This window comes from Micromonospora sp. NPDC047187 (genome assembly GCF_040643355.1).
GTDB lineage: Bacteria > Actinomycetota > Actinomycetes > Mycobacteriales > Micromonosporaceae > Micromonospora > Micromonospora salmantinae.
In genome coordinates this window covers 901646-923329 of the sequence record NZ_JBEYUF010000001.1, presented here as the reverse complement: position 1 = coordinate 923329, position 21684 = coordinate 901646, and the positions used below count along the sequence as shown (strand labels likewise).

The window sequence follows — 21684 nt, the reverse complement described above, 5'->3', positions numbered from 1 at the left end:
CACTACATTAGGGCAGGCTAACCTAACATGCCCCCGAAGTGGGATCGGACGCGCGGTCCCGGCGCTCCCCCACCGGCACCGAAGCGGGCAGACCGAGACCCTTGACGGCCGCCGCGACCAGGGCTTCCGGGGGCAGCGAGACATCGAGGACGAGCACCGACTCGTCCGGCTCGGCCGGTTCCAGCGTGGCGAGCTGCGACTCCAGCAGACTGGCCGGCATGTAGTGCCCCTCGCGCCGGGCCAATCGGGCTCGGATGACCTCCGCCGGCCCGTCCAGGTGCACGAAGTCCACCCGGAGCGGGCCCTGACGCAGCACGTCCCGGTACGACCGCTTCAACGCCGAGCAGGCCAGCACCGTCGAGCGGCCCTCCGCGCCGCGATCGGCGATCCACCCTGCGATGTCCCGCAGCCACGGCCACCGGGTGGTGTCGTCCAGCGGTACGCCCGAGCGCATCCGCGCCACGTTCTGCGGGGAGTGGAACTCGTCCGCCTCGGCGAACGTCAGCCCCGTCGCCGCGCCGATCCCACGCGCCACAGTGGTCTTGCCGGCCCCGGAGACGCCCATCACCACGACATGCCGGGTGGGCCGGGCGCCGCGCCGTTCACCAGTCATGAACCGTGCCGTCCTTGAGCCGGTTGAACGGCAGGTACGCCGGCTCGTACGGGAACCGGGCCGCCGCCTCCTCGTCGAGTTCCACCCCGAGCCCCGGTTGGTCGCCCGGGTGCAGGTAGCCGTCAGTGAAGGTGAACGACTGCCGGAACACCTCGTTGGCCAGCGGGGTGTGCTTCATGTACTCCTGGATCCCGAAGTTGTGGATGGCCAGGTCCAGGTGCAGCGCCGCGGCCATGCCCACCGGGGAGATGTCGGTGGGACCGTGAATGCCGGACTTGATCTGGTACTGGGCGGCGAAGTCGAGCAGCTTGCGCATGGCGGTGATGCCGCCGGTGTGGGTGACCGCGGACCGGACGTAGTCGATCAACTGCTCCCGGATCAGGGTCTGGTAGTCCCAGACGGTGTTGAAGACCTCACCGATGGCCAGCGGGGTGATGGTGTGCTGGCGGACCAGCCGCAGCGCCTCCTGGTTCTCGGCCGGGGTGCAGTCCTCCAGCCAGAACAGGTCGTACGGTTCGAGAGCCTTGCCGAGCTTGGCGGCCTGGATCGGGGTCATTCGGTGGTGACCGTCGTGCAGCAGCGGCAACTCCGGGCCGAACTCGCCGCGTACCGCCTCGAAGACCGACGGCAGGTGGCGCAGGTACGCGCGGGTGTCCCAGTCCTCCTCGGCGGGCAGCGGGGTGCGCTGCGCGGGCTCGTAGTCGTAGCGCTGGCCGGTGGCGCTGGGTTGCGCGGCCACACCGTAGACCGCGTTGATCCCCGGCACCGCGGTCTGCACCCGGATCGACCGGAAGCCCTCGTCGAGGTGGCGGCGGATCGAGTCGAACAGCTCGGGGATGTCCCGCCCCGACGCGTGCCCGTACGCCATGATGCCGGTGCGCGACGCGCCGCCCAGCAGTTGGTAGAGCGGCATGCCGGCGGCCTTGGCCAAGATGTCCCAGAGCGCGACGTCCACCGCGGCGATGGCCGCCATGGTGACCGGGCCCCGCCGCCAGTACGCCGAGCGGTACAGGAACTGCCAGGTGTCCTCGATCCGGTGCGGGTCCCGTCCCATCAGCAGCGGGGCGACGTGGTCGCGCAGGTACGAGGCGACGGAGAGCTCGCGGCCGTTGAGCGTGGCGTCGCCCAGACCGGTGATGCCCTCATCAGTGGTGATCTTGAGGGTGACGAAGTTCCGGTCGGGGCTGGTCACGATGATGTCTGCTGCGACGATCTTCACGGGGTGCCTTTCGTTCTCGCCGGTCGGGGTCTCACCACTCCGCGTAGGAGCCGTCGGGGTGCCGCCAGGTCGGGCTGCGCCAGGCGTGCCCACGCTTGTCAGCGGTCCGCACTGCGTGTTCGTCGATCTCGATGCCGAGACCGGGCGCTGTCAACCGCTGCACGTACCCGTCGACAAAGGTCAGCGGGGTCTGGTCGAGGCAGTAGTCGAGCACCTCGGCGCCCTGGTTGTAGTGGATGCCGATGCTCTGCTCCTGGATCAGGAAGTTGGGTGTGGCGAAGCCGACCTGGAGGCAGGCGGCGAGGGCGATCGGCCCGAGCGGGCAGTGCGGGGCGAGCTGCACGTCGTACACCTCGGCCAACGTCGCGATCTTGCGAACCTCGGTGATGCCGCCGGCGTGCGCGAGATCCGGCTGGGCCACGGCGATGCCGGCCTGCAACACGGGCAGGAACTCCTGCCGGCTGTAGAGCCGCTCCCCCGTCGAGACCGGGGTGGTGGTGCAGCGGACGACCTCACCGATCAGGTGAGAGTTCTCCGGCACCACCGGTTCTTCCAGGAAGAACGGCCGGTACGGCTCCAGCAGCGGGGCGACCCTCCGGACGTTGGCGAGGGTGAACCGACCGTGGAAGTCGACAGCGACGTCGCGATCGTCGCCGAGGACCTCACGGGCGACTGCCACCCGCTGCACCACCGCGTCGAGGTCGGCGACCGAGGCGAGCGCGCCCATCGGCCCGGACGCGTTCATCTTCACAGCGGTCAGGCCCGCCTCGATCCGGGCGCTGATCTGGTCGCGGATCTCGGCGGGCTCGTCACCACCGATCCAGCCGTAGACCCGGATCCGGTCCCGGACCGGCCCACCGAGGAGCTGGTGCACGGGGGCGCCGTAGTGCTTGCCGGCGATGTCCCAGAGCGCCTGGTCCAGACCGGACACCGCGCTGGCCAGGATCGGGCCGCCCCGGTAGAAGGAACCCTTGGTCAGCACCTGCCAGTGGTCCTCGATACGCAGCGCGTCCCGGCCGGTGAGCAGCTCGCTGAGTTGGTGGACGGCCGTGCGCACGGTCTCGGACCGGCCCTCGCAGGTCGCCTCGCCCCAGCCGACGATGCCGGACTCCGTCTCGATCCGGACGAACAGCCAGCGCGGTGCGACCAGGAACGTCTCCACCTTCGCGATCGTCGTCATGTGCCGGTCAGCCCTTCGTGGCACCGGCGGTGAGGCCGGAGACGACGTACTTCTGCACGAACAGGGCGATCAGCATGATCGGCAGGGTGACCACTGTCGCCGCGGCCATCAGGCCGCCCCAGTCGATGCTGGCGTAGCCGACGAAGTCGAAGATCGCGACCGGGAGCGTCTTGGTGTCGGATCCGGAGAGCACCAGGGCGAACATGAAGTTGTTCCAGGAGAAGATGAAGGAGAGGATGCCGGCGGTCGCGACGCCGGGCACCGACAGCGGCAGGGTGATCCGCCGGAACGCGCCGATGTGGGTCAGCCCGTCGACCAGCGCGGCCTCCTCCAACTCGGTCGGCAGGCCGTCGAAGTAACCCATCATGATGTAGACGATCAGCGGCAGCGACACGAACATGTGACTCAGGATCAGCACTGTGAAGCCGCCGACCATCTTCAGGTTCGAGAAGACGTAGTACCAGGGCACCAGGAGCGAGACGCCGGGGATGACCCGGGCCATGAGCACGACGAGCGCGGACTTCTTCATGCTGAACCGGCTCATCGAGTACGCGGCGGGCACCCCGAGCAGGAGCGAGAGCGTGGTGGCCGCGAACGCCACCCAGAGGCTGTTGCCGATGAACTCGAGGTAGTTCGCCTGCTGGAGAACGGTCTCGTAGTTCTTCAGGCTGGGCGAGAAGACAAACGCCTTGGCCGTGTCGTAGATGTCCACGTTGGTCTTGAAAGACGCGGCGATCATCCAGAGCAGCGGCGCCATCAGCGCGAACACCACGACGACGAGAGCCGAGTTGCGGAACACCCGGTACGGCTTGCTCGGCTTCATCGGCCCAGCCCCTTCTTGCGATAGGTGAGGGCCCACATCACCCCGATGATGATCAGGAAGAAGATGATGAGGACTGTCGACGAGACGCCGTAGTCGTTGTAGTCGAAGCTGAGCCCGTACGCGTACACGTTGAGGGTCTCGACCTCGTGGAAGGAACCGCCGCCGCGCCCCTTGGTGGCGTAGAGGATGTCGAACGTCTTCAGCGCGTCGATGCCGCGCAGCAGGATGGCGACGATCACCGTGGGCATCAGCAGCGGGAGGGTCACGTGCCGGAACCGCTGCCAGCTGCTGGCGCCGTCGATCCGAGCCGCCTCCTGGGGTTCGTCGGAGAGCGAGGTCAGCCCGGCGAGCAGGATCAGCACGACCATCGGCGTCCACTGCCAGATGTCGATGAACATCGTCGTCGGCAGGGCCGAGTTCTGGCCGGCCAGCCAGGGCTGGGGGCCGATGCCGATCCAGCCGAGCAGCTGGTTCGCCATCCCGATGTTGGGGTCGAAGATGAGGCGCCACATCATGCCGACCGCCACCGGAGTGGCCACCAGCGGCAGGAGGATCGCGACGCGGACCCACTTCTCAGCACGGAAGGGCCGCCACAGCAGCAGGGCGATCGCCATGCCGAGAATGACCTCGAAGAACAGCACGACGCCGGTGAAGAGGACCGTGCGCCAGACCGCCGGCCAGAACCGGTCGGTGTCGGTGAGCACGTCGAGGTAGTTCTGGAAGCCGATGAACTCGGACTCGGCGCGTACCGAACCCTCGGCGTCGGTCAGGCTCAGGTACCCGGTCCACGCCACCGGAAAGATGATGAGCACGGCGACGAACGCCATGGCGGGTGCCGCGAAGAGCCACTTGCGGTGTTCGTTGGCCCAACGCGACCAGGCCGACGTCGTGTCCACTGACGCCGCGGGGACCTCGGGCGAATCGGTACGGGGGGTGAGAACGGCTGACATTGAGATCTCCGGGTTGGAGGGGTCAGGTCCCGGCGAGGCGGCGGAGCCGGTCGGCCCCGCCGCCCGGCGCGTGGGTTACTTCGCCTCGTCGTCGAGGAACTTCTGGAACGCCGCGTTCGCCGCGTCCGCCGAACTGGCGGCGTCCTTGCCGGTGATCGCGTCCACGATCGGCTGGCCGACGATCTCCCGCGCCTGGGCCACCTTGACCACCAGCGGACGGTCGTGCCCGACGCCATTGGCGGTGCTGACCGTGTTGGCCTCGGCCAGGTCCTTCGGCAGGGTCGCGGTGCTCGCGGGGTTCGCCCAGACCGAGGTACGGGCACCGGGTACGCCGGCCGTCTGCTGCGCCAGCGCCTGCTCCTTGCCGGCGGCCCACTGGATGAACTTCCAGGCGTTGTCCTTGTTCTCCGAGCTGTCGTTCACACCCAGCGCCCAGGACGGGATGTTGTACGGCTTCGATCCGGCCGGGCCGGCCGGGAAGGGTGCGAAGCCGACGGAGTCGACGACCTTGGACTTGGTCGGGTCGGTGGCGTTCTTGTAGAGCGAGTTGGCCTCGGTGTAGAAGGCGGCCTTGCCCTGCGTGAAGATCGCCATCGCCTCCGACCAGCTCATGTCGGTGCTGATGTTCTCCGGGCCGTGGTCCCTGAGCAGTCCGCCGTAGTAGGCGTACGCCTGCTTGGCCTGCTCGGTGTTGACGGTGGCCTTCCCGCTGGCGTCCACGAAGTCGCCGCCGAAGCTGAAGAGAAAGCTGGAGAACTGGGTGACGGCGGCGGCCTTGCCGGTACGAGCGACGAAGCCGGCGACGCCCGGGTTGTCGGCCTCGATCTTCGCGGCCTGCGCCTTGAGCTCGTCGAGGGTCTTGGGCGGCGCTGTGAAGCCGGACTTCGTCAGCAGGTCCTTGCGGTAGTAGAGGACCTCCTGCTCGGTGATGATCGGCAGCCCGACGACCTTGTCCTCATAGGTCGTCGCCTGCACGGGCTCGGCCTGGAAGTCAGCGAACTCGAAGGCGCTGTCGGACTTGACCTTCTCGCTCAGGTCGGCGAGGTACTTGTTCTTGCCGAACAGCTTTCCCTCCTGAAGGGGCCGGTACATCATCACGTCGAGGTCGTCGGACCCGGCGTTCAGCTTGACGTTGTACTGGTCGGAGAGCTGGTCCTCACCGAGCTGGGTGACTTCGACAGTGAGGCCGGACTGCTTCTCGAACTCCGGCAGGACCTTCTTGATGTTCTCTGTCCACACGTGGTTGACCAGTGTCACGCGAACGGTCTTCGAGCCCTCGCCGCCGTCGTCGCCGCCGCAGGCGGTCAGGCTCATGGCGGCGACCACAGCCAGAGAAGTGCCGATTATCGATCGACGTCGCACGCTTGTCTCTCCTTCTGTCGTGGCCGCCGCCCCCGAGAGAGCCGCTACCTCGGCGTTACATCCGCTTAACATCCGGATGCTAGGCCGAAAAAGCTGATTACCTCAAGAGGTAGATGCAAATGATATGATCTTTGAGTGGAACCGTCCTCACCAGAGGTTGCAGCCGCTCCGGCCCGCCCCGCCGACTCCGGGCTGCACGCGCGCGTCCTCGAACACCTCGGCACCGCCATCTGTGGCGGCGAGCTGGCACCCGGATCGGTCCTCAACATCGACGAGCTGGTCGACCGGTACGCCGTGTCCCGCTCGGTCGTCCGCGAGGTGCTACGGGTGCTGGCCTCGATCGGATTCATCGAGGCGCGCCGACGGGTAGGGGTGATGATCCGACCCGCGAGCGCGTGGAACGTCTTCGACCCGCAGGTGATCCGTTGGCGTCTCGCCTCGGCCGGCCGGATGGCCCAGCTCCGCTCGATCACCGAGCTGCGCACCGCCGTCGAGCCGCACGCGGCCTACCTGGCCGCCAGCCGGATCGGCCGTGACGAGGCGAGCGACCTCGTCGGGCTGGCGGCGAAGATGTGGGCCGCCGGCGAGGCCGGCGACGAGGAGCGGTTCCTGCACCTCGACATCGAGTTTCACCGGCGCGTCCTGCTCGCCTCCGGCAACGAGATGTTCGTCCGGCTCCAGGAGCTGGTCGCGGAGGTGCTCACCGGCCGGCACAAGCACCACCTCATGCCGCACCACCCGCACGAGCAGGCTCTCCAGATGCACGCCGACGTCGCCCAGGCGATCCAGCGGCGCGACGGGGAGCGGGCCCGGCAGGCGATGGTGCAGCTGATGGAGCAGGCCTTCGACGAGATGAAGTCGCTGTGGGAGCAGACCGCTCTACCTGACTCAAGCACGGATGGCGGTCCGACGACCAGCCGATGAGCGGGCCATGGATCACGTAGCCACAGGAGGGCCGGCTCGTGGTGCCAGCCCTCCTGTAGTTTCTGTGGCATAGCCGCCAGCTCGAATTGTTGGATTACCGGCGAGGCGGCCGGATGTGGTTCGTCAGTCTGTCCTGGCAGGGAGGCTCCGTGCCAGGGCGGCGATCATCACCGCCGCGAGCGTGGCTACCAAGCCGGTACCGGCGAGCCCGCCGAACCGGTGGTTGTGGCTGGGTCGCTCCGATGCCGGGCCGGCGACGATCTCGATGTCCTTCGTGCTGGTCATGTCGTCTCCCTCATCTGGAGCCTGGCGTACGGGATGTGTCGACTGGCGTGTGACGGCACCGGGCGTGAAGACACGCGCTCTCGCCGTACGACGGCCGGGGTTGCGCAGCGCGCGGACGCCGGTGCCGCGCAACCAGAACCCGGCATCGCGTCCGAGGACCGGCCCGGGCTCTCCGTCGCGCAGCTCCAGCTGGACCCGGCCACTGGTGATGACACCGAACGCGTCGTACCACTCCGCCGTGACCACCGCGGCACGCGCGCCACCGCGCAGCGTGAGCGTCCACACCGGACTACTCCGTGCCGTCCGCCGGCAGGCGCTCCGGCAGCCCGAGCCGCGGGAACTGGTCGTCGTGGAAGGTGAATATCTCGGTGATTCTGCCGCCGGTGACGCGCAGGACGTCGATCGTCAGCGGCAGGTACGCGCCCTCCTGCTTCCGCCAGTGGTAGAAGGCGACGGCGGGCTGACGGTTCACCGAGGTGGGAACCCCGCGCAGGCCCGTCATGCCGTCGAAGCCATCCTCGACCCAACTGTTCACCACCGCGTCTCGGCCGACGTGCAGGCCCGGCGTGGGCGGCATCGAGCAGCGGACGTCGTCGCGCAGCATGCCAGCGAGCACGTCGACGTTCGTGGCCACACTGGCGTCGGTGAAGCGGCGCACCAGCTCGCGCGTGCCGGCGTCCTCCTCGCCGCCGGTCCAGTCCTGCCGCTCGGCGGGCAGGTGCTCCCGCATGCCGGCGCGAGCCCGCTGCAAGGCACTGTTGACCGAGTTGACCGAGTCGCCGAGCAGGTCCGCGACGTCCTTCGCCGGCCAGCCGAGCACGTCCCGCAGGATCAGCACGGCCCGCGGACGCGGCGCGAGATGCTGGACCGCGACCAGGTACGCCAGCTCGATCGTCTCCCGCGCCACGGCGACGGTCTCCGGCTCGTCCGCGTCGCCCGCGGGCAGCTCGTCGAGCAGCCGGTCCGGGTAGGGCTGCAACCACAGCACCTCGCCGCCGGTCGCCGGCTGCGGGCGGCGCTTGGCGAGCAGGTCGAGGCAGGCGTTGGTGGCGATCCGGTACAGCCAGGCCCGGAACGTCGACCGCCCCTCGAACGTCTCCCGCCGCCGCCAGGCACGCAGGAACGTCTCCTGCACGGTGTCCTCGGCGTCCTCGAACGATCCGAGCATCCGGTAGCAGTGCACGTGCAGTTCCCGCCGGTGCCGCTGCGCCAGCCCCGAGAACGCCGGCTCGTCGACCTCGCTCAGACCGCTCACGCCCAGCTCCTCCAGCCGCGTGTCCGCACTCATCGCGTCATCCTTCCGCCTCGTCATGTCCTGTCCTAGGTATGACGGGCGCGGACGCGACAACTCATCACTCGGGTCTGATCGAGGTGGTGAGTGGTGCTGGAATCAGGCTCAGCGGAGCGAGGGGTCCTACTGGGCGGTGCCGCCACCCCGTCGGCCCGCGCCGGCGGAGGGCCGGTGCGCGATGCGGGGCGCCCGCACGGCGGAGGCGTTGCCGGCGCCGGGGCGGTAGTCCCGTGCCGCGCTTGCCACCATCTCGTCGGCATCGCGGCTGAGCGCCTGCCGGATGTGCGGCGGAACGAACTCGGACGTCGCCATCGCCAGTCGGACCTGCACCGCGCGGTCGTCGACCAGGCGGGCCAGGTCCGCCTCGTCCAGTTCGACGGCCCGCACCAGCGCGGCACGGACGTCGACCACCGGGTCCGCTGCGAGCGCGCTGCGCTGCTTGGCGGTGGTCCGCGGGTTGCGGGCAACCCCCTTGCGTACGCGTGCGGTGCGATCGGCCAGCAAGGCGGTGATCACGTCGGGGTCGTGGGTGTGCGTGGCGAGTCGTTCCCGTACCTCGGGTGACACGTCGTCGATCAGCTTGGCGGCCAGTTCCGGCTCCAGCTCACGGCTCTCCGCGAGGAGACCGCGAAGCTCCTTGTCCGAGGTTTCCACCATGACCCGGCGGATGGACTCGTCACAGGCCGGATTGCCGGCGACCGCCCAGCGGACCCACCGATCGGCGTCCTTCACCAGGCGCATGAGGTTGGCGATCGAGGTGGAGGGGTTCCGCGCCACGGCCTCCCGGACCTGACGATCATGGTCGCGGGTGAGCGGTCGCAGGGCCTGCGCTGGTGCGTCGGCCCGGGAGGCGACCGCCTTGCGGACCAGCTCCGATGGGTCGGACGCCAGGTCGATAAGGGTCATTTGTGGCGTTGTGGGGTCTTGGGCGAGGGCGAGCCGAGCGTCAGCGCTGCCACCGATCGGACGGTGGGCGGTGGTGCCGGACCCGCTGTGACTGTCGGCCTCGCCGACGTCCTGCTGTTTCCCCATGGCGCAATCATGTCACGCGCCCCGTTCGGCGGTACCGGCCGCGGGCGGGACCGGGGCGGGCAGGCGCAGGCCGGACATACCGCCGTCCACCGGCAGCGTCGAACCCGTCACCGACCCGGTCGCGGGCGAGGCGAGGTAGACGACGGCGGCGGCCACCTCGTCGGCTGTCACCAGGCGGCCGGTCGGCTGCCGGGACGCCAGCTGCCGCTTCTCGGCCGTCGGGTCGGCCGCGCCGGCGAGCAGGCGGGCCACCCAGGGCGTGTCGACGGTGCCGGGGGCGACACAGTTGACCCGCACGCCCTCAGTCACCAGGTCGGCGGCCATGGCGAGGGTGAGGGCGTGCACGGCACCCTTCGACGCCGAGTACAGGGCGCGTCGGGGCAGGCCGACGGTCGCCGCGATCGAGGAGATGTTGACGATCGCCGCTGACGACGACCGGCGCAGGTACGGCAGGGCGACGGCGCTGGTTCGGGCCACGCCGGAGACGTTGACGTCGAGTACCCGGCTCCACTGCTCGTCGTCGTCCTCCTCCACCGTGCCCACTGCCGAGATGCCGGCGTTGTTCACCAGGATGTCGATGCCGCCGAACGCCTCCGCGACCGAGGCGACGGCCGCGCTGAGGGAGGACCGGTCGGCCACGTCCGCCCGGACGCCGAGTACGCCAGGATCCTCCGGCAGCCCGGCCAGGTCCAGGTCCAGGACACCCACCCGGGCGCCGGCGGCGGCGAACGCCCGCACGCAGGCAAGGCCGATCCCCGATCCACCTCCGGTCACCACCGCCACGAGACCGTCACACCGCATCAGGCGTCCCGGAGCGTGTTGCGCTGCCGACCGAGGCCGTCGATCTCGACCTCCATCACATCGCCGACGGACAGGTACGGGAACCGGCCGGAGAGCGCCACCCCCTGCGGGGTGCCCGTGTTGATGACGTCGCCCGGGTCCAAAACGGTGTACTGGGACAGGTGCCAGACCAGGTACGCCACGTCGAAGATCATGTCCTTGGTGCTGGAGTCCTGGCGGGGCTCGCCGTTGACCCAGGAGCGCAGCCGCAGCGCCTGCGGGTCGCCGATCTCGTCGGCGGTGACCAGCCACGGGCCGAGCGGTTGGAACGTCTCGCAGGACTTGCCCTTCGACCACTGGCCGCCGGAGACCGCGAGTTGGAAGTCCCGCTCGGAGACGTCGTTGGAGAGCACGTACCCGGCGATGTGCCCGAGGGCGTCGGCCGGCGAGGCGAGGTAGCGGGCCGTCCGGCCGATCACCACCGCCAACTCCACCTCCCAGTCGGTCTTCGTCGATCCGCGCGGGATCAGGACCTCGTCGTACGGGCCGACGACGGTGTTGGGCGCCTTGTAGAAGATGATCGGGTCGGTCGGCGGCGCGGCACCCGACTCGGCGGCGTGCGCGGCGTAGTTCTGCCCCACGCAGAGCACCACCCCGGGTCGGGCGATCGGTGCGCCGACCCGCTGACCGGTGACGTCGATCTCGGGCAGGTCGGTGGCCTCGCGGACCCGCCGGATGCCGTCACCGGCGAGGAACTCGCCGTCGATGTCGGCGGTGAGCGACGAGAGGTCGAAGTGCCGCCCATCGACGTACAGCACGGGACGTTCCCGCCCCACGGGCCCGACGCGAATGAGTCTCACGAACCAACCTCCAGCGATGGGTCGCCAAACGCCCAATTTCCTATAGGATGTTGCTTCGCTCGTGTGTACTCGCTCACACCGGCACAGTCAAGGGGTCGCTGAGGAGACGAGATGGCCCAGCAGGAACCTCGCGAGGGTCGACTCCGTCCCGCCCGTCGACTCACCCTCACCGAGGACGTCTACGAGTCGATAAAGACGCTGGTCATGGACCACATCCTTCCGCCCGGCGAGCGCGTCAACATCGACGCGCTGGCCCGGGAGCTGGACGTCTCCCCCACCCCGGTCCGCGAGGCCCTCGCCCGGCTGGAGGCCGACGGCCTGGTCCGTAAACGCCCGCTCTCCGGCTACACCACCACGCCGCTGCTGAGCCGCGCCGAGTTCGACGACCTGTTCGACGTCCGCCAACTGCTGGAGGGCGCCACCGCCGGACGGGCCGCCACGCACGCCTCCGCCGAGGCCCGCCAACGAATCAGCGCCGAGGCGGCGGCAAGCATCGACGTGGAGGCCGGCGACGGCTATCGCCGACACGCCGCCTTCACCGCGCTGGACGCGAAGTTCCACGACCTGATCGCCGAGGTCTCCGGCAGCCCTCTGCTGCGGGACACCGTCACCCGGCTGCACTCACACCTGCACCTGCACCGGCTGTACTTCCCGATCGCCGGGGCACCGGACACCAACACCGAACACCAGCGCATCGCCGCCGCCATCGTCGCCGGCGACGCGGCAGCCGCCACCGAGGCGATGCGCGCCCACCTCAGCGCCGCCCGGGAACGTCACCTGCCCGCCTTCGACCAGCTCCCCACCCCCGGAACACCGCGCGACTCGGCGTGACCCACCCCCACACCTCCGAGGAGCCGCCATGCGCATCGCCCTCTTCATCACCTGCGTCAACGACCTCGCGTTCCCGGCCACCGGCATCGCGGTCACCCGCATCCTGCGGCGACTCGGCCACACCGTCGACTTCCCCGCCGACCAGACCTGCTGCGGGCAGATGCACGCCAACACGGGTTACCGGGCCGAAGCCCTGCCGATGGTGCGCAACTACGTCGACGTCTTCGACTCCTACGACGCCATCGTCGCGCCGTCCGGGTCGTGCACCGCGATGATCCGCGACCAGTACCCGCACCTGCACCCACCCGCCACCTCGGTGGCCGCCCGCACGTACGAGCTGTCCGAGTTGCTCGTCGACGTTTTCGGCGTCACCGACGTCGGCGCCGAGTTCCCGGAGACGGTCACCTACCACCCGACCTGCCACGGCCTGCGCATGTTGCGCCTCGGCGACCGGCCGCTGACCCTGCTGCGCCAGGTGCGCGGGATCAAGCTGGTCGAGCTGGGCGACGCCGAGGAGTGCTGCGGTTTCGGCGGCACGTTCGCCCTGAAGAACCCGGACGTCTCCACCGCGATGCTCACCGACAAGTGCGCCCGGGTCCGCGACACCGGCGCACGGGTGCTCGCCGCGGCCGACAACTCCTGCCTGGCACACATCGGCGGCGGCCTCGACCGCCACCGCTCCGGCGTACGGGCCGTGCACTACGCCGAGATTCTCGCCGAGACGGGAGCCACCTCATGAACCCACCGGTCGCACCCGCCACCGGGGGCGGGCGGATCCGCACGCCGCTGCCGTTCCCCACCGCCGCCAAGCCGGCCGTCGCCGACACGCAACTCCGGGCCAACCTGCACCGGGCCACCCGCACCATCCGGGCCAAGCGAGCCCGGGTCGTCGGCGAGGTACCCGACTGGGAGGCCCTGCGCGACGCCGGCTCGGCGATCAAGGCGGATGTCCAACGTCGCCTGCCGGAGCTGCTGGAGCAGTTCGAGGCGTCCGCCACCGCTGCCGGCGCCACAGTGCACTGGGCCCGCGACGCGGCCGAGGCATGCCGGATCGTTGTCGCGTTGACCCGGGCCACCGGGGCCGACGAGGTCGTGAAGGTCAAGTCGATGGCAACCCAGGAGATCCAGCTCAACGAGGCGCTGGAGGCCGCCGGGATCGCCGCGTACGAGACCGACCTGGCGGAACTGATCGTGCAGCTCGGCGACGACACCCCCTCGCACATCCTGGTGCCGGCGATCCACTACAACCGGGCCCAGATCCGGGAGATCTTCCAGCGTCGCATGGCCGACGCGCCGGCCGACCTGAGCGACGAACCCGCCGCGCTGGCCGAGGCGGCCCGCGCCCACCTGCGGCGGCGTTTCCTCTCGGCCCGGGTCGCCGTCTCCGGCGCCAACTTCGCCGTCGCCGACACCGGCACGCTCGTGGTGGTGGAGTCCGAGGGCAACGGCCGCATGTGCCTCACCCTCCCCGAGACGCTGATCAGCGTCGTCGGCGTCGAGAAGCTGCTGCCGACCTTCACCGACCTGGAAGTCTTCCTGCAGCTGCTGCCGCGATCCTCGACCGGCGAGCGGATGAACCCGTACACCTCGATGTGGACCGGGGTCACCCCCGGCGACGGCCCGCAGGACGTGCACGTCGTGCTCGTCGACAATGGCCGGTCCGCGGTGCTCGCCGACCCGGTCGGGCGGCCGGCGTTGTCGTGCATCCGCTGCTCCGCGTGTCTCAACGTCTGCCCGGTGTACGAGCGGGCCGGCGGGCACGCGTACGGCTCGGTGTACCCGGGGCCGATCGGGGCGATCCTGTCGCCGCAGCTGACCGGCGTGGCCGACAACGCCTCGCTGCCGTACGCGTCAACCCTCTGCGGCGCCTGCTACGACGTCTGCCCCGTGAAGATCAACATTCCGGAGATCCTGGTCCACCTCCGCCAGCAGGCACCGCACCCGCCCGTCGAACGGGCCACCATGCGCGTCCTGTCCTGGGTGATGCGCAGCCCTCGACGGTGGGCCGCCGCCCTGCGCCTGGCCCGGGCCGGCGCGGGGCCACTCGGGGCGTACCGTGAGCGGCGCACCGGCGCTCGGACGCTGCGGCGACTGCCCTGGCCCGCCTCGGCGTGGACCCGGTCGCGCGATCTGCCGCTGCCCGCGCCGCAGACCTTCCGGGAATGGTGGGGTAAGCAGTGAGCGCACGTGACGAGATCCTGGCGCGGCTCCGAACGGCCCTGGCCGACAACCCACCGCCGGTGCAGGTGCCCCGCGGGTACCGCCGGGTCGACGACCGCTCCGACGTGATCGAGACCCTGGTCGATCGCCTGGAGGACTACCGGGCGGTCGTCCACCGTGGCATCGACGCCCTACCCCGGCTGCTCAGCGAAGTCGACCGGCTCGCCGTCCCCACCGACATCCCCGCCGCCTGGCTGGCCGGCTACGCCGGGGAGCTGCACCGCGACGCGCCCCCGCTGTCACCGGCCGCGCTCGACGACCTGGACGCGGTCCTGACCGGCTGCGCCGTCGTGGTCGCCGACACGGGCACCATCATCCTCGACGCCGGCCCGGCGCAGGGTCGACGCGCTCTCACCCTGGTGCCCGACCGGCACATCTGCGTCGTCCGCACCGACCAGGTGGTCGGTCTGCTGCCGGAGGCGCTCACCCGACTGGACCCGCGCGCCCCGCTGACCTGGATCTCCGGCCCGTCCGCCACCAGCGACATCGAGCTCAACCGTGTCGAGGGAGTGCACGGCCCGCGCCGGCTGGAGGTCGTCCTGATCGGCCCAGACGACGAAGTCGTCCCAGTCGGCCCAGACGACGAAGTCGTCCCAGTCAGCCCGGCGGGCGGCTCAGGAGCCTGACGACGCCACCTGCTCGTCGCTGCGGGTCTCGCCCGCCGTCGCGCGCAGCGGAACGCCGCGCACGTTGAGCAGCATGACGATGCCCACGCCGACCACCAGGGCGATGTCGGCGACGTTGCCGACGAAGAACCCGGCGTAGTCGATGAAGTCCACCACGTGCCCGCGAGCGAACCCCGGCTCCCGGAAGAGGCGGTCCAGCAGGTGCGTCGTCGCGCCGCCGAGCACCAGGCCCAACGCCACCGCCCAGGCGCGCGAGGTGACCCGCCACGCGACGACCGTCACCGCGACCACCGCCGCCGCCGCGAACACCGCGAAGATCCAGGTGTACGCGGAGCCGATCGAGAAGGCGGCGCCCGGGTTGTACAGGAGTCGCAGTTGCAGCAGGTCACCGACAACGGTGATGGTCTGCCCGCCGGAGAGCGCGGACTCGGCCCAGTACTTGGTGAGCTGATCCGCGGCGAGCACCACAGCAGCGATCAACACGACGGCGCGGAACATCCCGGAACCCTAGCCGGTCACCGGTGACCGTCACCACCGACGGACGACTCCTGATCAACCACATGATGCATAACTCTGGTAATTGCAAATGACTGGCAACTGTGCCACCGTGATGATCAACGGTTGCGGCGCCGCGCCCACCCGACAAACGATCCTCCCCACACCACAGGAGCCTTCTGTGACCCGGATGCGTCCGACCTTCCGACGCCTCGTGGCGTCGACCGCGGCGGCGGGGATGCTCGTCCTCGTCGGATGCTCGGCCCCAGCCGATCCCGACGGCTCATCCGGCGGCGCGACGCTTGTCGTCGCCACCTCCGACGAGCCGGACGCGTTGAACCCGGTGCTCAACTACGGCGTCGACGGCGCCTCGCTGATCTTCGACGGCCTCGTCAGCCGGGACGACGACAACCGCCTCGTCGCCGGTCTGGCCACGGCGTTGCCGGAGCTGTCCCCCGATGGACGCACGGTGACCGCGAAGCTCCGCGACGGCGTGCAGTTCCACGACGGCACCGCGCTGACCGCCCAGGACGTCGTCTTCACGTACCAGGCCGTGCTGGATCCGACTGTCGACTCGACGCTCCGCTCCGACCTGGACATGGTGGAGTCGGTGACCGCACCCGACGCGGCCACTGTGGTGTTCCGGCTGCGCTACCCGTACGCGCCGTTCGTGCAGCGGCTCACCCTCGGCATCGTGCCGGCCAAACTGCTCAGCGGGCAGGACATCAACACCGCCGGGTTCAACCGCAAGCCGATCGGGACCGGGCCGTACCGGATCGACTCCTGGACGCCGGGCGACCGCCTGGTGCTCACCGCCAACGAGCGCTACTTCGGTGGGCGGCCGAAGAACAACCGGGTAGTGGTCGCGTTCGTCGCCGACGACAACGTCCGCGCCCAGCGGATGCGCGCCGGCGAGTTCGACGCCGCCGAGTTGCCGCCGAAGCTGGCCTCCGGTTTCGACGCCGACACCACGTTCCGGGTGCAGCGGGTGCCGACCGCCGACTACCGGGGCGTGATGCTGCCGACGGGCAACCCGGTCCTCGCCGACCCGGCGGTCCGCCGGGCGCTCAACCTGGCCGTCGACCGGGCCGCGATGGTGACCGGGCTCCTCGGTGGCGCCGGCGAACCGGCGTTCGGGCCAATCCCCCCGACCTCCGAGTTCGCCGACCCGTCGATCATCGGCAAGCCGACCGCCGACCCGATAGCGGCCGAAGGGCTGCTCGACGCGGCCGGCTGGACGCAGGGTCCCGGCGGGGTACGCGTCAAGGACGGCCGACCGGCCCGGTTCACGCTGATGTACCCGGCGAGCGACACGCTGCGCAAGGACCTGGCCCTCGCCGTCACCGCCGACGCGAAGAAGGTCGGCATCGAGGTCACTCCGGCGGGGCTGACCTGGGACGCCATCGACCCGCGGATGAAGTCCGACGCCCTGCTGATGGGCTACGGCACCCCGTACGACCCGGACTTCGTCTCGTACAAGCTGTTCGGCTCGCGGTTCGCGGGGCAGGGCTACTTCAACCCCGGCTCGTACCACTCCGAGGTGACCGACCGGGCCCTGCAGGAGGGCCGCGACCAGATCGACCCCGCCCTCCGCAAGGCCGCGTACGCGCAGTTCCAGAAGCAGTTGGCCGCCGACGTACCGTGGCTGTTCCTCACCTACCTGCGGCACACCTACGTGCTGAAGTCCTCGGTTCAGGGCGTGGTGCCACGGGTCGAGGCGCACGAGCACGGGGTGGCGAACAGCCTCTGGTGGAACATCGACACCTGGACGCGGTCGTGACCCGCTCCGGTCGACTGGCCGGGGCCGGTGCGGTGGTCCGGCGGCGGCTCCTCGTCGCCGTGCCGGTGCTCGCCGCTACCAGCGTCGGAATGTTCGCCCTCGGTGCCGCCTCGCCGGTCGACCCCGCGAAGCAGTACGCGGGTGCGGCGGCCTTCACCGCCAGCGAGGAGAACCTGGCCCAACTGCGCGCCAACTGGGGCGTCGACGACCCCCTGCCGGTGCAGTACCTGCGCTGGATCGGCAACCTGGTCCAGGGCGACCTGGGTTGGTCGACCAGCCGCCACGAGCCGGTCGCCTCGGTGCTCGCCGCCCGGGCCGGTTGGACGCTGCTCCTGATCGGTGTGGCCCTCGCCCTGGTCCTGGTCGCGAGCCTCCTGCTGGGCGCGCTGGCGGCGTACCGGCGGGGTGGGTTGTTCGACCGCGCGTTGCGGGCGGCCGCGTACGCGGTGCAGTCGATGCCGGTCTTCTGGCTGGGCCTGGCCGCGATCGCCGTATTCGCGCTGGCCCTGGGCTGGTTGCCGGCGGGCGGGCTCACCGACGTCACAGCGACCAGCACGTCCTGGCCCGATGTGGCGCACCACCTGATCCTGCCGGTCGCGGTGTTGGCCGTGTCGCAGGCGCCGTGGTTCGTGCTGTTCGTCCGGGACGCGGTAGCGGAGAGCATGCGCGACGACCACGTGCTCGCGGCGCGGGCACGCGGGTTGCCCGGTCGGACGGTGCTGTTCGGGCACGCGCTGCGGACCGCGCTGCTGCCGTTCCTCACCCTGGTCGGCACCCACCTGCCCGAGCTGGTCGGCGGGGCGGTGCTGGTCGAGACGGTCTTCTCGCTGCCGGGCCTCGGCGCCGTCACTGTCGCCGCCGCACTGGGCAGCGACTTCCCGCTGCTGGCGGCCATCACGCTGGTCACCACAGCTGTGGTGCTGGCCGCGAACCTCGCGACCGACCTCGCCTACGCCGCCGCCGACCCGAGGGTACGACTCGATGGCTGACCTCGCTGCCCGACCGCCGCTGCTCCAGGTCGCCCGGTCGCGGATGCGGCTGCGGCCCGGTCGGGCCGGTGCCGTCACGGCCGGCCTGGTCCTGCTCGTGGCCATCGCCGGCTCGCTGCTCGCTCCGCTGGTCTGGCCGCTGGACCAGAGCGCTGTCGCGCTGGACCAGACCCGGTTGGCACCGTCCTGGACCCACCTCGCCGGCACCGACGACCTGGGCCGCGACGTGGCGCACCGCGCCGTCTACGGGCTGCGGGTCTCGCTGCTCGTGGGCGCTGTCGCCGCGCTCGTCGCCACCGTCCTCGGCGGCGTGGTCGGTGGGATCGCCGGCACGCTCGGCGGCCGGGTGGACCGGATCCTGATGCGGATCGTGGACACCATCGCCGCGATGCCGCACCTGCTGCTGGGCATCTTCATCGTCGCCATGCTGCGTCCCAGCCTCGGTGCCGTGATCGCCTCCGTCGGGCTCACCCACTGGCTCTCCACCGCCCGCATCGTCCGATCCGAGCTGTTGAGCCTTCGGACCCGACCGTTCATCGACGCCGCCATCAGCGGCGGAGCCGGCCGGCTCCGGGTCCTCACCCGGCACCTGCTGCCGCACGTCCTGCCCCGGCTGGCTCTGGCGACCACCCTGATGATCCCGCACGCGGTGTGGCACGAGACCGCCCTGTCGTTCCTCGGTCTGGGTCTGCCGCCGCACCTCGCCTCGCTGGGCAACATGATCAACGACGGGCAGGGGTCGCTGTTGACCGGCGCCTGGTGGGCCAGCCTGGCACCGGGCGGGGTCATCGTCGTCGTCACCCTCGCCATCGCGGTCCTCGCCGCCCGCTGGCGCGACCGCCTCGATCCCCGGGTCCGAGCGGAGCTGCACCTGTGACCACCACCGAATCCGTTTCCGCTTCGGTGCCTTCCCGCACCGTGGTGACTCAGCCGCTGCTCGCCGTGGACGGCCTCGGCGTCGAGTTCCGGCTCCGCGACGCGCGCGTGCGTGCCGTCAGCGAACTCAGCCTCACCGTCCGGCCCGGCGAACTGCTGGCCGTCGTGGGCGAGTCCGGCTGCGGCAAGTCCGTCCTGGCCCACGCCCTGCTCGGCCTCCTGCCGGGCAACGCCACGACCACCGGTCACGCCGTGCTGCACCACCCCGGCGCCGACCCGGTCGACCTGGTCACCTGCGGCCAACGCCAGCTGGCCCGCAGGGTACGCGGACGCCGCATCGGGTTGGTCCCGCAGAGCCCGGCCACCGCCCTGAACCCGGTCCGCACCGGGCGGCGACTGCTCGCCGAGACGCTGCGGGCGCACGGCCGCGACCGCGCCGACGCCGACCAACTCGCTGTCGATGTCGGGCTCGACCCGGCGGACCTGGACCGCTACCCGCACGAGCTGTCCGGTGGCATGGCACAGCGTCTGGTCACCGCGCTCGCGCTGGCGCCCGACCCGTCGCTGCTCATCGCCGACGAGCCCACCACCGGGCTGGACCGGCCGCTGGTGGACCACACCCTCGACCTGCTGCGCCGTCGCTGCGAGAACGGCGCGGCCGTCGTGCTCATCACGCACGACCTGGCCGCCGCACGCCGGGTCGCCGACACCGTCGCCGTGATGTACGCCAGTCGCATCGTGGAACACCGCGCCAGCGACCAGCTCTTCACCGCGCCGGCCCACCCGTACGCCTCGGCGCTGCTCGACGCCCTGCCGGACCGGGCCTTCCGGCCGGTGCCGGGCGACCCGCCCACGCTCACCGCGCTGCCCCCCGGGTGCGCGTTCGCGCCCCGCTGCCCACGCCGCACCGACACCTGCGCGGACCGACCACTGTCGACCCCGCTCACCGGTGGCGGCACTGTGGCCTGCCACCACCCGATCCCCACCGGAGCCACCACGTGACCAGCGCGCAACACCTGCTCGCCGACGAGGTGAGCGTCGGATACGGCCGCCAGGTCGTCCTCGACGGCGTCACACTGCGGATCGGCCGGGGAGAGACGGTCGGACTGCGCGGGCCGTCCGGCTGCGGAAAATCGACACTGGTCCGGGTCCTGGCCCTGCTGCACCGCCCCGATCAGGGCCGGGTCAGCATCGACGGCACCGCTGTCGACGCCGTCCGGTACGCCGTGCCGGTCGCCCTACGGACCCGCGTCGCCGCCCTCTTCCAGAGCCCGCGCGCCGCCGCCGATCCTCGACTGAGCCTCACCGATCTGATCGCCGAACCGCTACGCGCCACCCGGACGCCCGAGTCGGCGGTCCGGGAACGGGTGGCCGAACTCGCCGACCTCGTCGGCCTCACCGCGGATCTGCGCAGCCGGCGCCCCCACGCGGTGTCCGACGGGCAACTGCAACGCGCCTGCCTGGCCCGGGCCCTCGTACACCGCCCCGACTACCTGCTCTGCGACGAGGCCACCGCGATGCTCGACGCCTCGACCCAGGCGCACGTCGCCGCCGTCATCCGCGACTACCAGCGGACCCAGCGCGCCGGTGTCCTGGTCATCACCCACGACCAGACCCTGCTGGACCGCTGGAGCGACCGGATCGTCGACCTGGCCGCCACAGCGGGGGCACGCGCCTGACCCTCGGGCGCTCCTCGACCGCAGTGTCCCTCTCCTGGACAGTGACCGGATCTCCGCGCAGTCGCGGCAGGAACTAACCTCTATCGTCTACAGCCTGCGGGCGGACGGACTCACCGGCACAGGGACGGGCAGATGACCGACGACCACGACGCCGCCGGAGCGATGAACTTCATCTTCGAAGCCGGCGTCCTCAAACGCGCCGCCCGCACCGGCTGGTGGTTCGCCGGCGTCAAGCAACCCGAATCCATCGCCGAGCACTCCTTCCGAACAGCGCTCATCGGAATGATGCTCGCCGCCATGGAGGGCGCCGACCCAGCCCGAGTGTCAATGCTCTGCGCCCTGCACGACACCCAGGAAACCCGAATCACCGACATCCCACACATCGCCAAGCGCTACCTCACCGCCGTACCCAACACCGCCGTCACCGCCGACCAGGTCGCCGACTGTCCCCCAGCCGTCGCCGACGTCATCACCGCCGCAGTCGCCGAGTACGAAGCTGGCGAGACACTCGAAGCTGTCGTCGCCCGTGACGCCGACAAACTGGAGTGCCTCGTCCAAGCCGTCGAGTACCGCCACCAGGGCATCGACAACGTGCAGCGCTGGATCGACAGCTCACGAGCGGCTCTGAAGACCGCCAGCGCCCACCGCCTTGCCGACGCCGCCCTCAGCGGACAACCCCTGGCCTGGCTCACTCCCCCGCCGCAGGAGTAAGCGTCATCACTTGGCGTTGTATTGATCTCGGCGATGGGCGTAGTCGATCAAACTGGAGGAGACGCCCTGTGACCTGGGCTTGAAGAGGTCATAGACGGTCATCGGTGGTCACTGCTAGTTCACCTCAGACAGCCTGGAGACGGCCTGATCTTGACGCC

The 21684-nt window shown here is 70.5% G+C and carries 23 protein-coding genes and 1 pseudogene; 12 read left to right on the top strand and 12 right to left on the bottom strand.

Annotated features, from left to right (window positions below):
* Positions 1-22: 22 nt before the first annotated feature.
* The 6 genes from ABZ794_RS04015 to ABZ794_RS03990 form a co-directional block, all read right to left on the bottom strand.
* Positions 23-613: a gluconokinase gene (locus ABZ794_RS04015; RefSeq protein ID WP_210781455.1), complete on the bottom strand. Its 591-nt coding sequence runs from the start codon at positions 611-613 to the stop codon at positions 23-25.
* Complete coding sequence (manD, locus tag ABZ794_RS04010; protein WP_210781456.1) at positions 603-1832, bottom strand: D-mannonate dehydratase ManD; 1230 nt, start codon at positions 1830-1832, stop codon at positions 603-605. The genes ABZ794_RS04015 and manD overlap by 11 nt, the downstream gene beginning before the upstream one ends.
* A gap of 31 nt (positions 1833-1863) precedes the next feature.
* Positions 1864-3012 carry a galactonate dehydratase gene (gene dgoD, locus ABZ794_RS04005; RefSeq protein WP_210781457.1) on the bottom strand — a complete coding sequence of 383 codons (1149 nt, stop codon included), beginning with the start codon at positions 3010-3012 and terminating at the stop codon, positions 1864-1866.
* A gap of 7 nt (positions 3013-3019) precedes the next feature.
* Entirely contained in the window at positions 3020-3835 is an 816-nt protein-coding gene (locus tag ABZ794_RS04000; protein WP_238683956.1) for a carbohydrate ABC transporter permease, read from the bottom strand.
* A complete protein-coding gene (locus tag ABZ794_RS03995) occupies positions 3832-4785 on the bottom strand; it encodes a sugar ABC transporter permease (protein WP_357514091.1) in 954 nt (317 codons plus the stop codon). Before ABZ794_RS03995 ends, ABZ794_RS04000 begins: the two co-directional genes overlap by 4 nt.
* Before the next feature lie 75 nt (positions 4786-4860).
* Positions 4861-6099: a sugar ABC transporter substrate-binding protein gene (locus tag ABZ794_RS03990; RefSeq protein WP_357514089.1), complete on the bottom strand. Its 1239-nt coding sequence runs from the start codon at positions 6097-6099 to the stop codon at positions 4861-4863.
* A gap of 183 nt (positions 6100-6282) precedes the next feature.
* On the opposite strand from ABZ794_RS03990, the gene ABZ794_RS03985 reads away from it, so the two are divergent.
* A complete protein-coding gene (locus tag ABZ794_RS03985) occupies positions 6283-7071 on the top strand; it encodes an FCD domain-containing protein (protein WP_357514087.1) in 789 nt (262 codons plus the stop codon).
* 123 nt (positions 7072-7194) lie between these two features.
* Here the strand turns inward: ABZ794_RS03985 and ABZ794_RS03980 are convergent, their stop codons facing one another.
* The 5 genes from ABZ794_RS03980 to ABZ794_RS03960 all read right to left on the bottom strand — a co-directional run bounded on the left by ABZ794_RS03980 (position 7195) and on the right by ABZ794_RS03960 (position 11319).
* Positions 7195-7641: a hypothetical protein gene (locus ABZ794_RS03980; RefSeq protein ID WP_357514085.1), complete on the bottom strand. Its 447-nt coding sequence runs from the start codon at positions 7639-7641 to the stop codon at positions 7195-7197.
* 4 nt (positions 7642-7645) lie between these two features.
* A complete protein-coding gene (locus ABZ794_RS03975) occupies positions 7646-8644 on the bottom strand; it encodes an RNA polymerase subunit sigma-70 (RefSeq protein ID WP_210781461.1) in 999 nt (332 codons plus the stop codon).
* A gap of 126 nt (positions 8645-8770) precedes the next feature.
* Positions 8771-9679, bottom strand: a complete 909-nt coding sequence (locus ABZ794_RS03970; RefSeq protein ID WP_210781462.1) for a hypothetical protein — start codon at positions 9677-9679, stop codon at positions 8771-8773.
* 12 nt (positions 9680-9691) lie between these two features.
* The gene (locus tag ABZ794_RS03965; protein WP_307850453.1) at positions 9692-10453 is read right to left on the bottom strand and encodes an SDR family oxidoreductase; all 762 of its coding nucleotides are present in this window, start codon (positions 10451-10453) and stop codon (positions 9692-9694) included.
* A 26-nt stretch (positions 10454-10479) separates the two neighbouring features.
* Entirely contained in the window at positions 10480-11319 is an 840-nt protein-coding gene (locus tag ABZ794_RS03960; RefSeq protein WP_210781464.1) for a fumarylacetoacetate hydrolase family protein, read from the bottom strand.
* Positions 11320-11430: 111 nt separating this feature from the next.
* Between ABZ794_RS03960 and ABZ794_RS03955 the strand changes: the two genes are divergently transcribed.
* The 4 genes from ABZ794_RS03955 to ABZ794_RS03940 are packed head-to-tail and all read left to right on the top strand — an operon-like array spanning position 11431 to position 14996.
* Positions 11431-12150 carry a GntR family transcriptional regulator gene (locus ABZ794_RS03955; protein ID WP_210781465.1) on the top strand — a complete coding sequence of 240 codons (720 nt, stop codon included), beginning with the start codon at positions 11431-11433 and terminating at the stop codon, positions 12148-12150.
* 28 nt (positions 12151-12178) lie between these two features.
* The gene (locus ABZ794_RS03950; RefSeq protein WP_357514082.1) at positions 12179-12889 is read left to right on the top strand and encodes a (Fe-S)-binding protein; all 711 of its coding nucleotides are present in this window, start codon (positions 12179-12181) and stop codon (positions 12887-12889) included.
* Positions 12886-14331 carry a lactate utilization protein B gene (locus ABZ794_RS03945; protein ID WP_357514080.1) on the top strand — a complete coding sequence of 482 codons (1446 nt, stop codon included), beginning with the start codon at positions 12886-12888 and terminating at the stop codon, positions 14329-14331. Before ABZ794_RS03950 ends, ABZ794_RS03945 begins: the two co-directional genes overlap by 4 nt.
* The gene (locus tag ABZ794_RS03940) at positions 14328-14996 is read left to right on the top strand and encodes an LUD domain-containing protein (protein ID WP_357514078.1); all 669 of its coding nucleotides are present in this window, start codon (positions 14328-14330) and stop codon (positions 14994-14996) included. The genes ABZ794_RS03945 and ABZ794_RS03940 overlap by 4 nt, the downstream gene beginning before the upstream one ends.
* On the opposite strand, the gene ABZ794_RS03935 is transcribed toward ABZ794_RS03940, so the two are convergent.
* Positions 14985-15494: a signal peptidase II gene (locus ABZ794_RS03935; RefSeq protein ID WP_238689965.1), complete on the bottom strand. Its 510-nt coding sequence runs from the start codon at positions 15492-15494 to the stop codon at positions 14985-14987. The two genes, ABZ794_RS03940 and ABZ794_RS03935, sit on opposite strands and share 12 nt — an antisense overlap.
* Before the next feature lie 187 nt (positions 15495-15681).
* Here ABZ794_RS03935 and ABZ794_RS03930 point away from each other — a divergent pair, with 187 nt between their 5' ends.
* The 7 genes and pseudogenes from ABZ794_RS03930 (at position 15682) to ABZ794_RS03900 (ending at position 21526) form a co-directional block, all read left to right on the top strand.
* Positions 15682-17271, top strand: a complete 1590-nt coding sequence (locus ABZ794_RS03930) for an ABC transporter substrate-binding protein (RefSeq protein ID WP_357514207.1) — start codon at positions 15682-15684, stop codon at positions 17269-17271.
* Entirely contained in the window at positions 17241-18260 is a 1020-nt protein-coding gene (locus ABZ794_RS03925) for an ABC transporter permease (protein WP_238689964.1), read from the top strand. Before ABZ794_RS03930 ends, ABZ794_RS03925 begins: the two co-directional genes overlap by 31 nt.
* A complete protein-coding gene (locus ABZ794_RS03920; RefSeq protein ID WP_238689963.1) occupies positions 18253-19137 on the top strand; it encodes an ABC transporter permease in 885 nt (294 codons plus the stop codon). The genes ABZ794_RS03925 and ABZ794_RS03920 overlap by 8 nt, the downstream gene beginning before the upstream one ends.
* Positions 19134-20138, top strand: a complete 1005-nt coding sequence (locus tag ABZ794_RS03915) for an ABC transporter ATP-binding protein (protein WP_357514075.1) — start codon at positions 19134-19136, stop codon at positions 20136-20138. Before ABZ794_RS03920 ends, ABZ794_RS03915 begins: the two co-directional genes overlap by 4 nt.
* Positions 20135-20815, top strand: a complete 681-nt coding sequence (locus tag ABZ794_RS03910; protein WP_357514073.1) for an ATP-binding cassette domain-containing protein — start codon at positions 20135-20137, stop codon at positions 20813-20815. The genes ABZ794_RS03915 and ABZ794_RS03910 overlap by 4 nt, the downstream gene beginning before the upstream one ends.
* Positions 20802-20951 (top strand): annotated as a pseudogene (locus ABZ794_RS03905) (transcriptional regulator); the annotation flags it as partial. The gene ABZ794_RS03910 and the pseudogene ABZ794_RS03905, both read left to right, overlap by 14 nt.
* Positions 20948-21526 carry an HD domain-containing protein gene (locus ABZ794_RS03900; RefSeq protein ID WP_210781471.1) on the top strand — a complete coding sequence of 193 codons (579 nt, stop codon included), beginning with the start codon at positions 20948-20950 and terminating at the stop codon, positions 21524-21526. The pseudogene ABZ794_RS03905 and the gene ABZ794_RS03900, both read left to right, overlap by 4 nt.
* Positions 21527-21684: the final 158 nt, after the last annotated feature.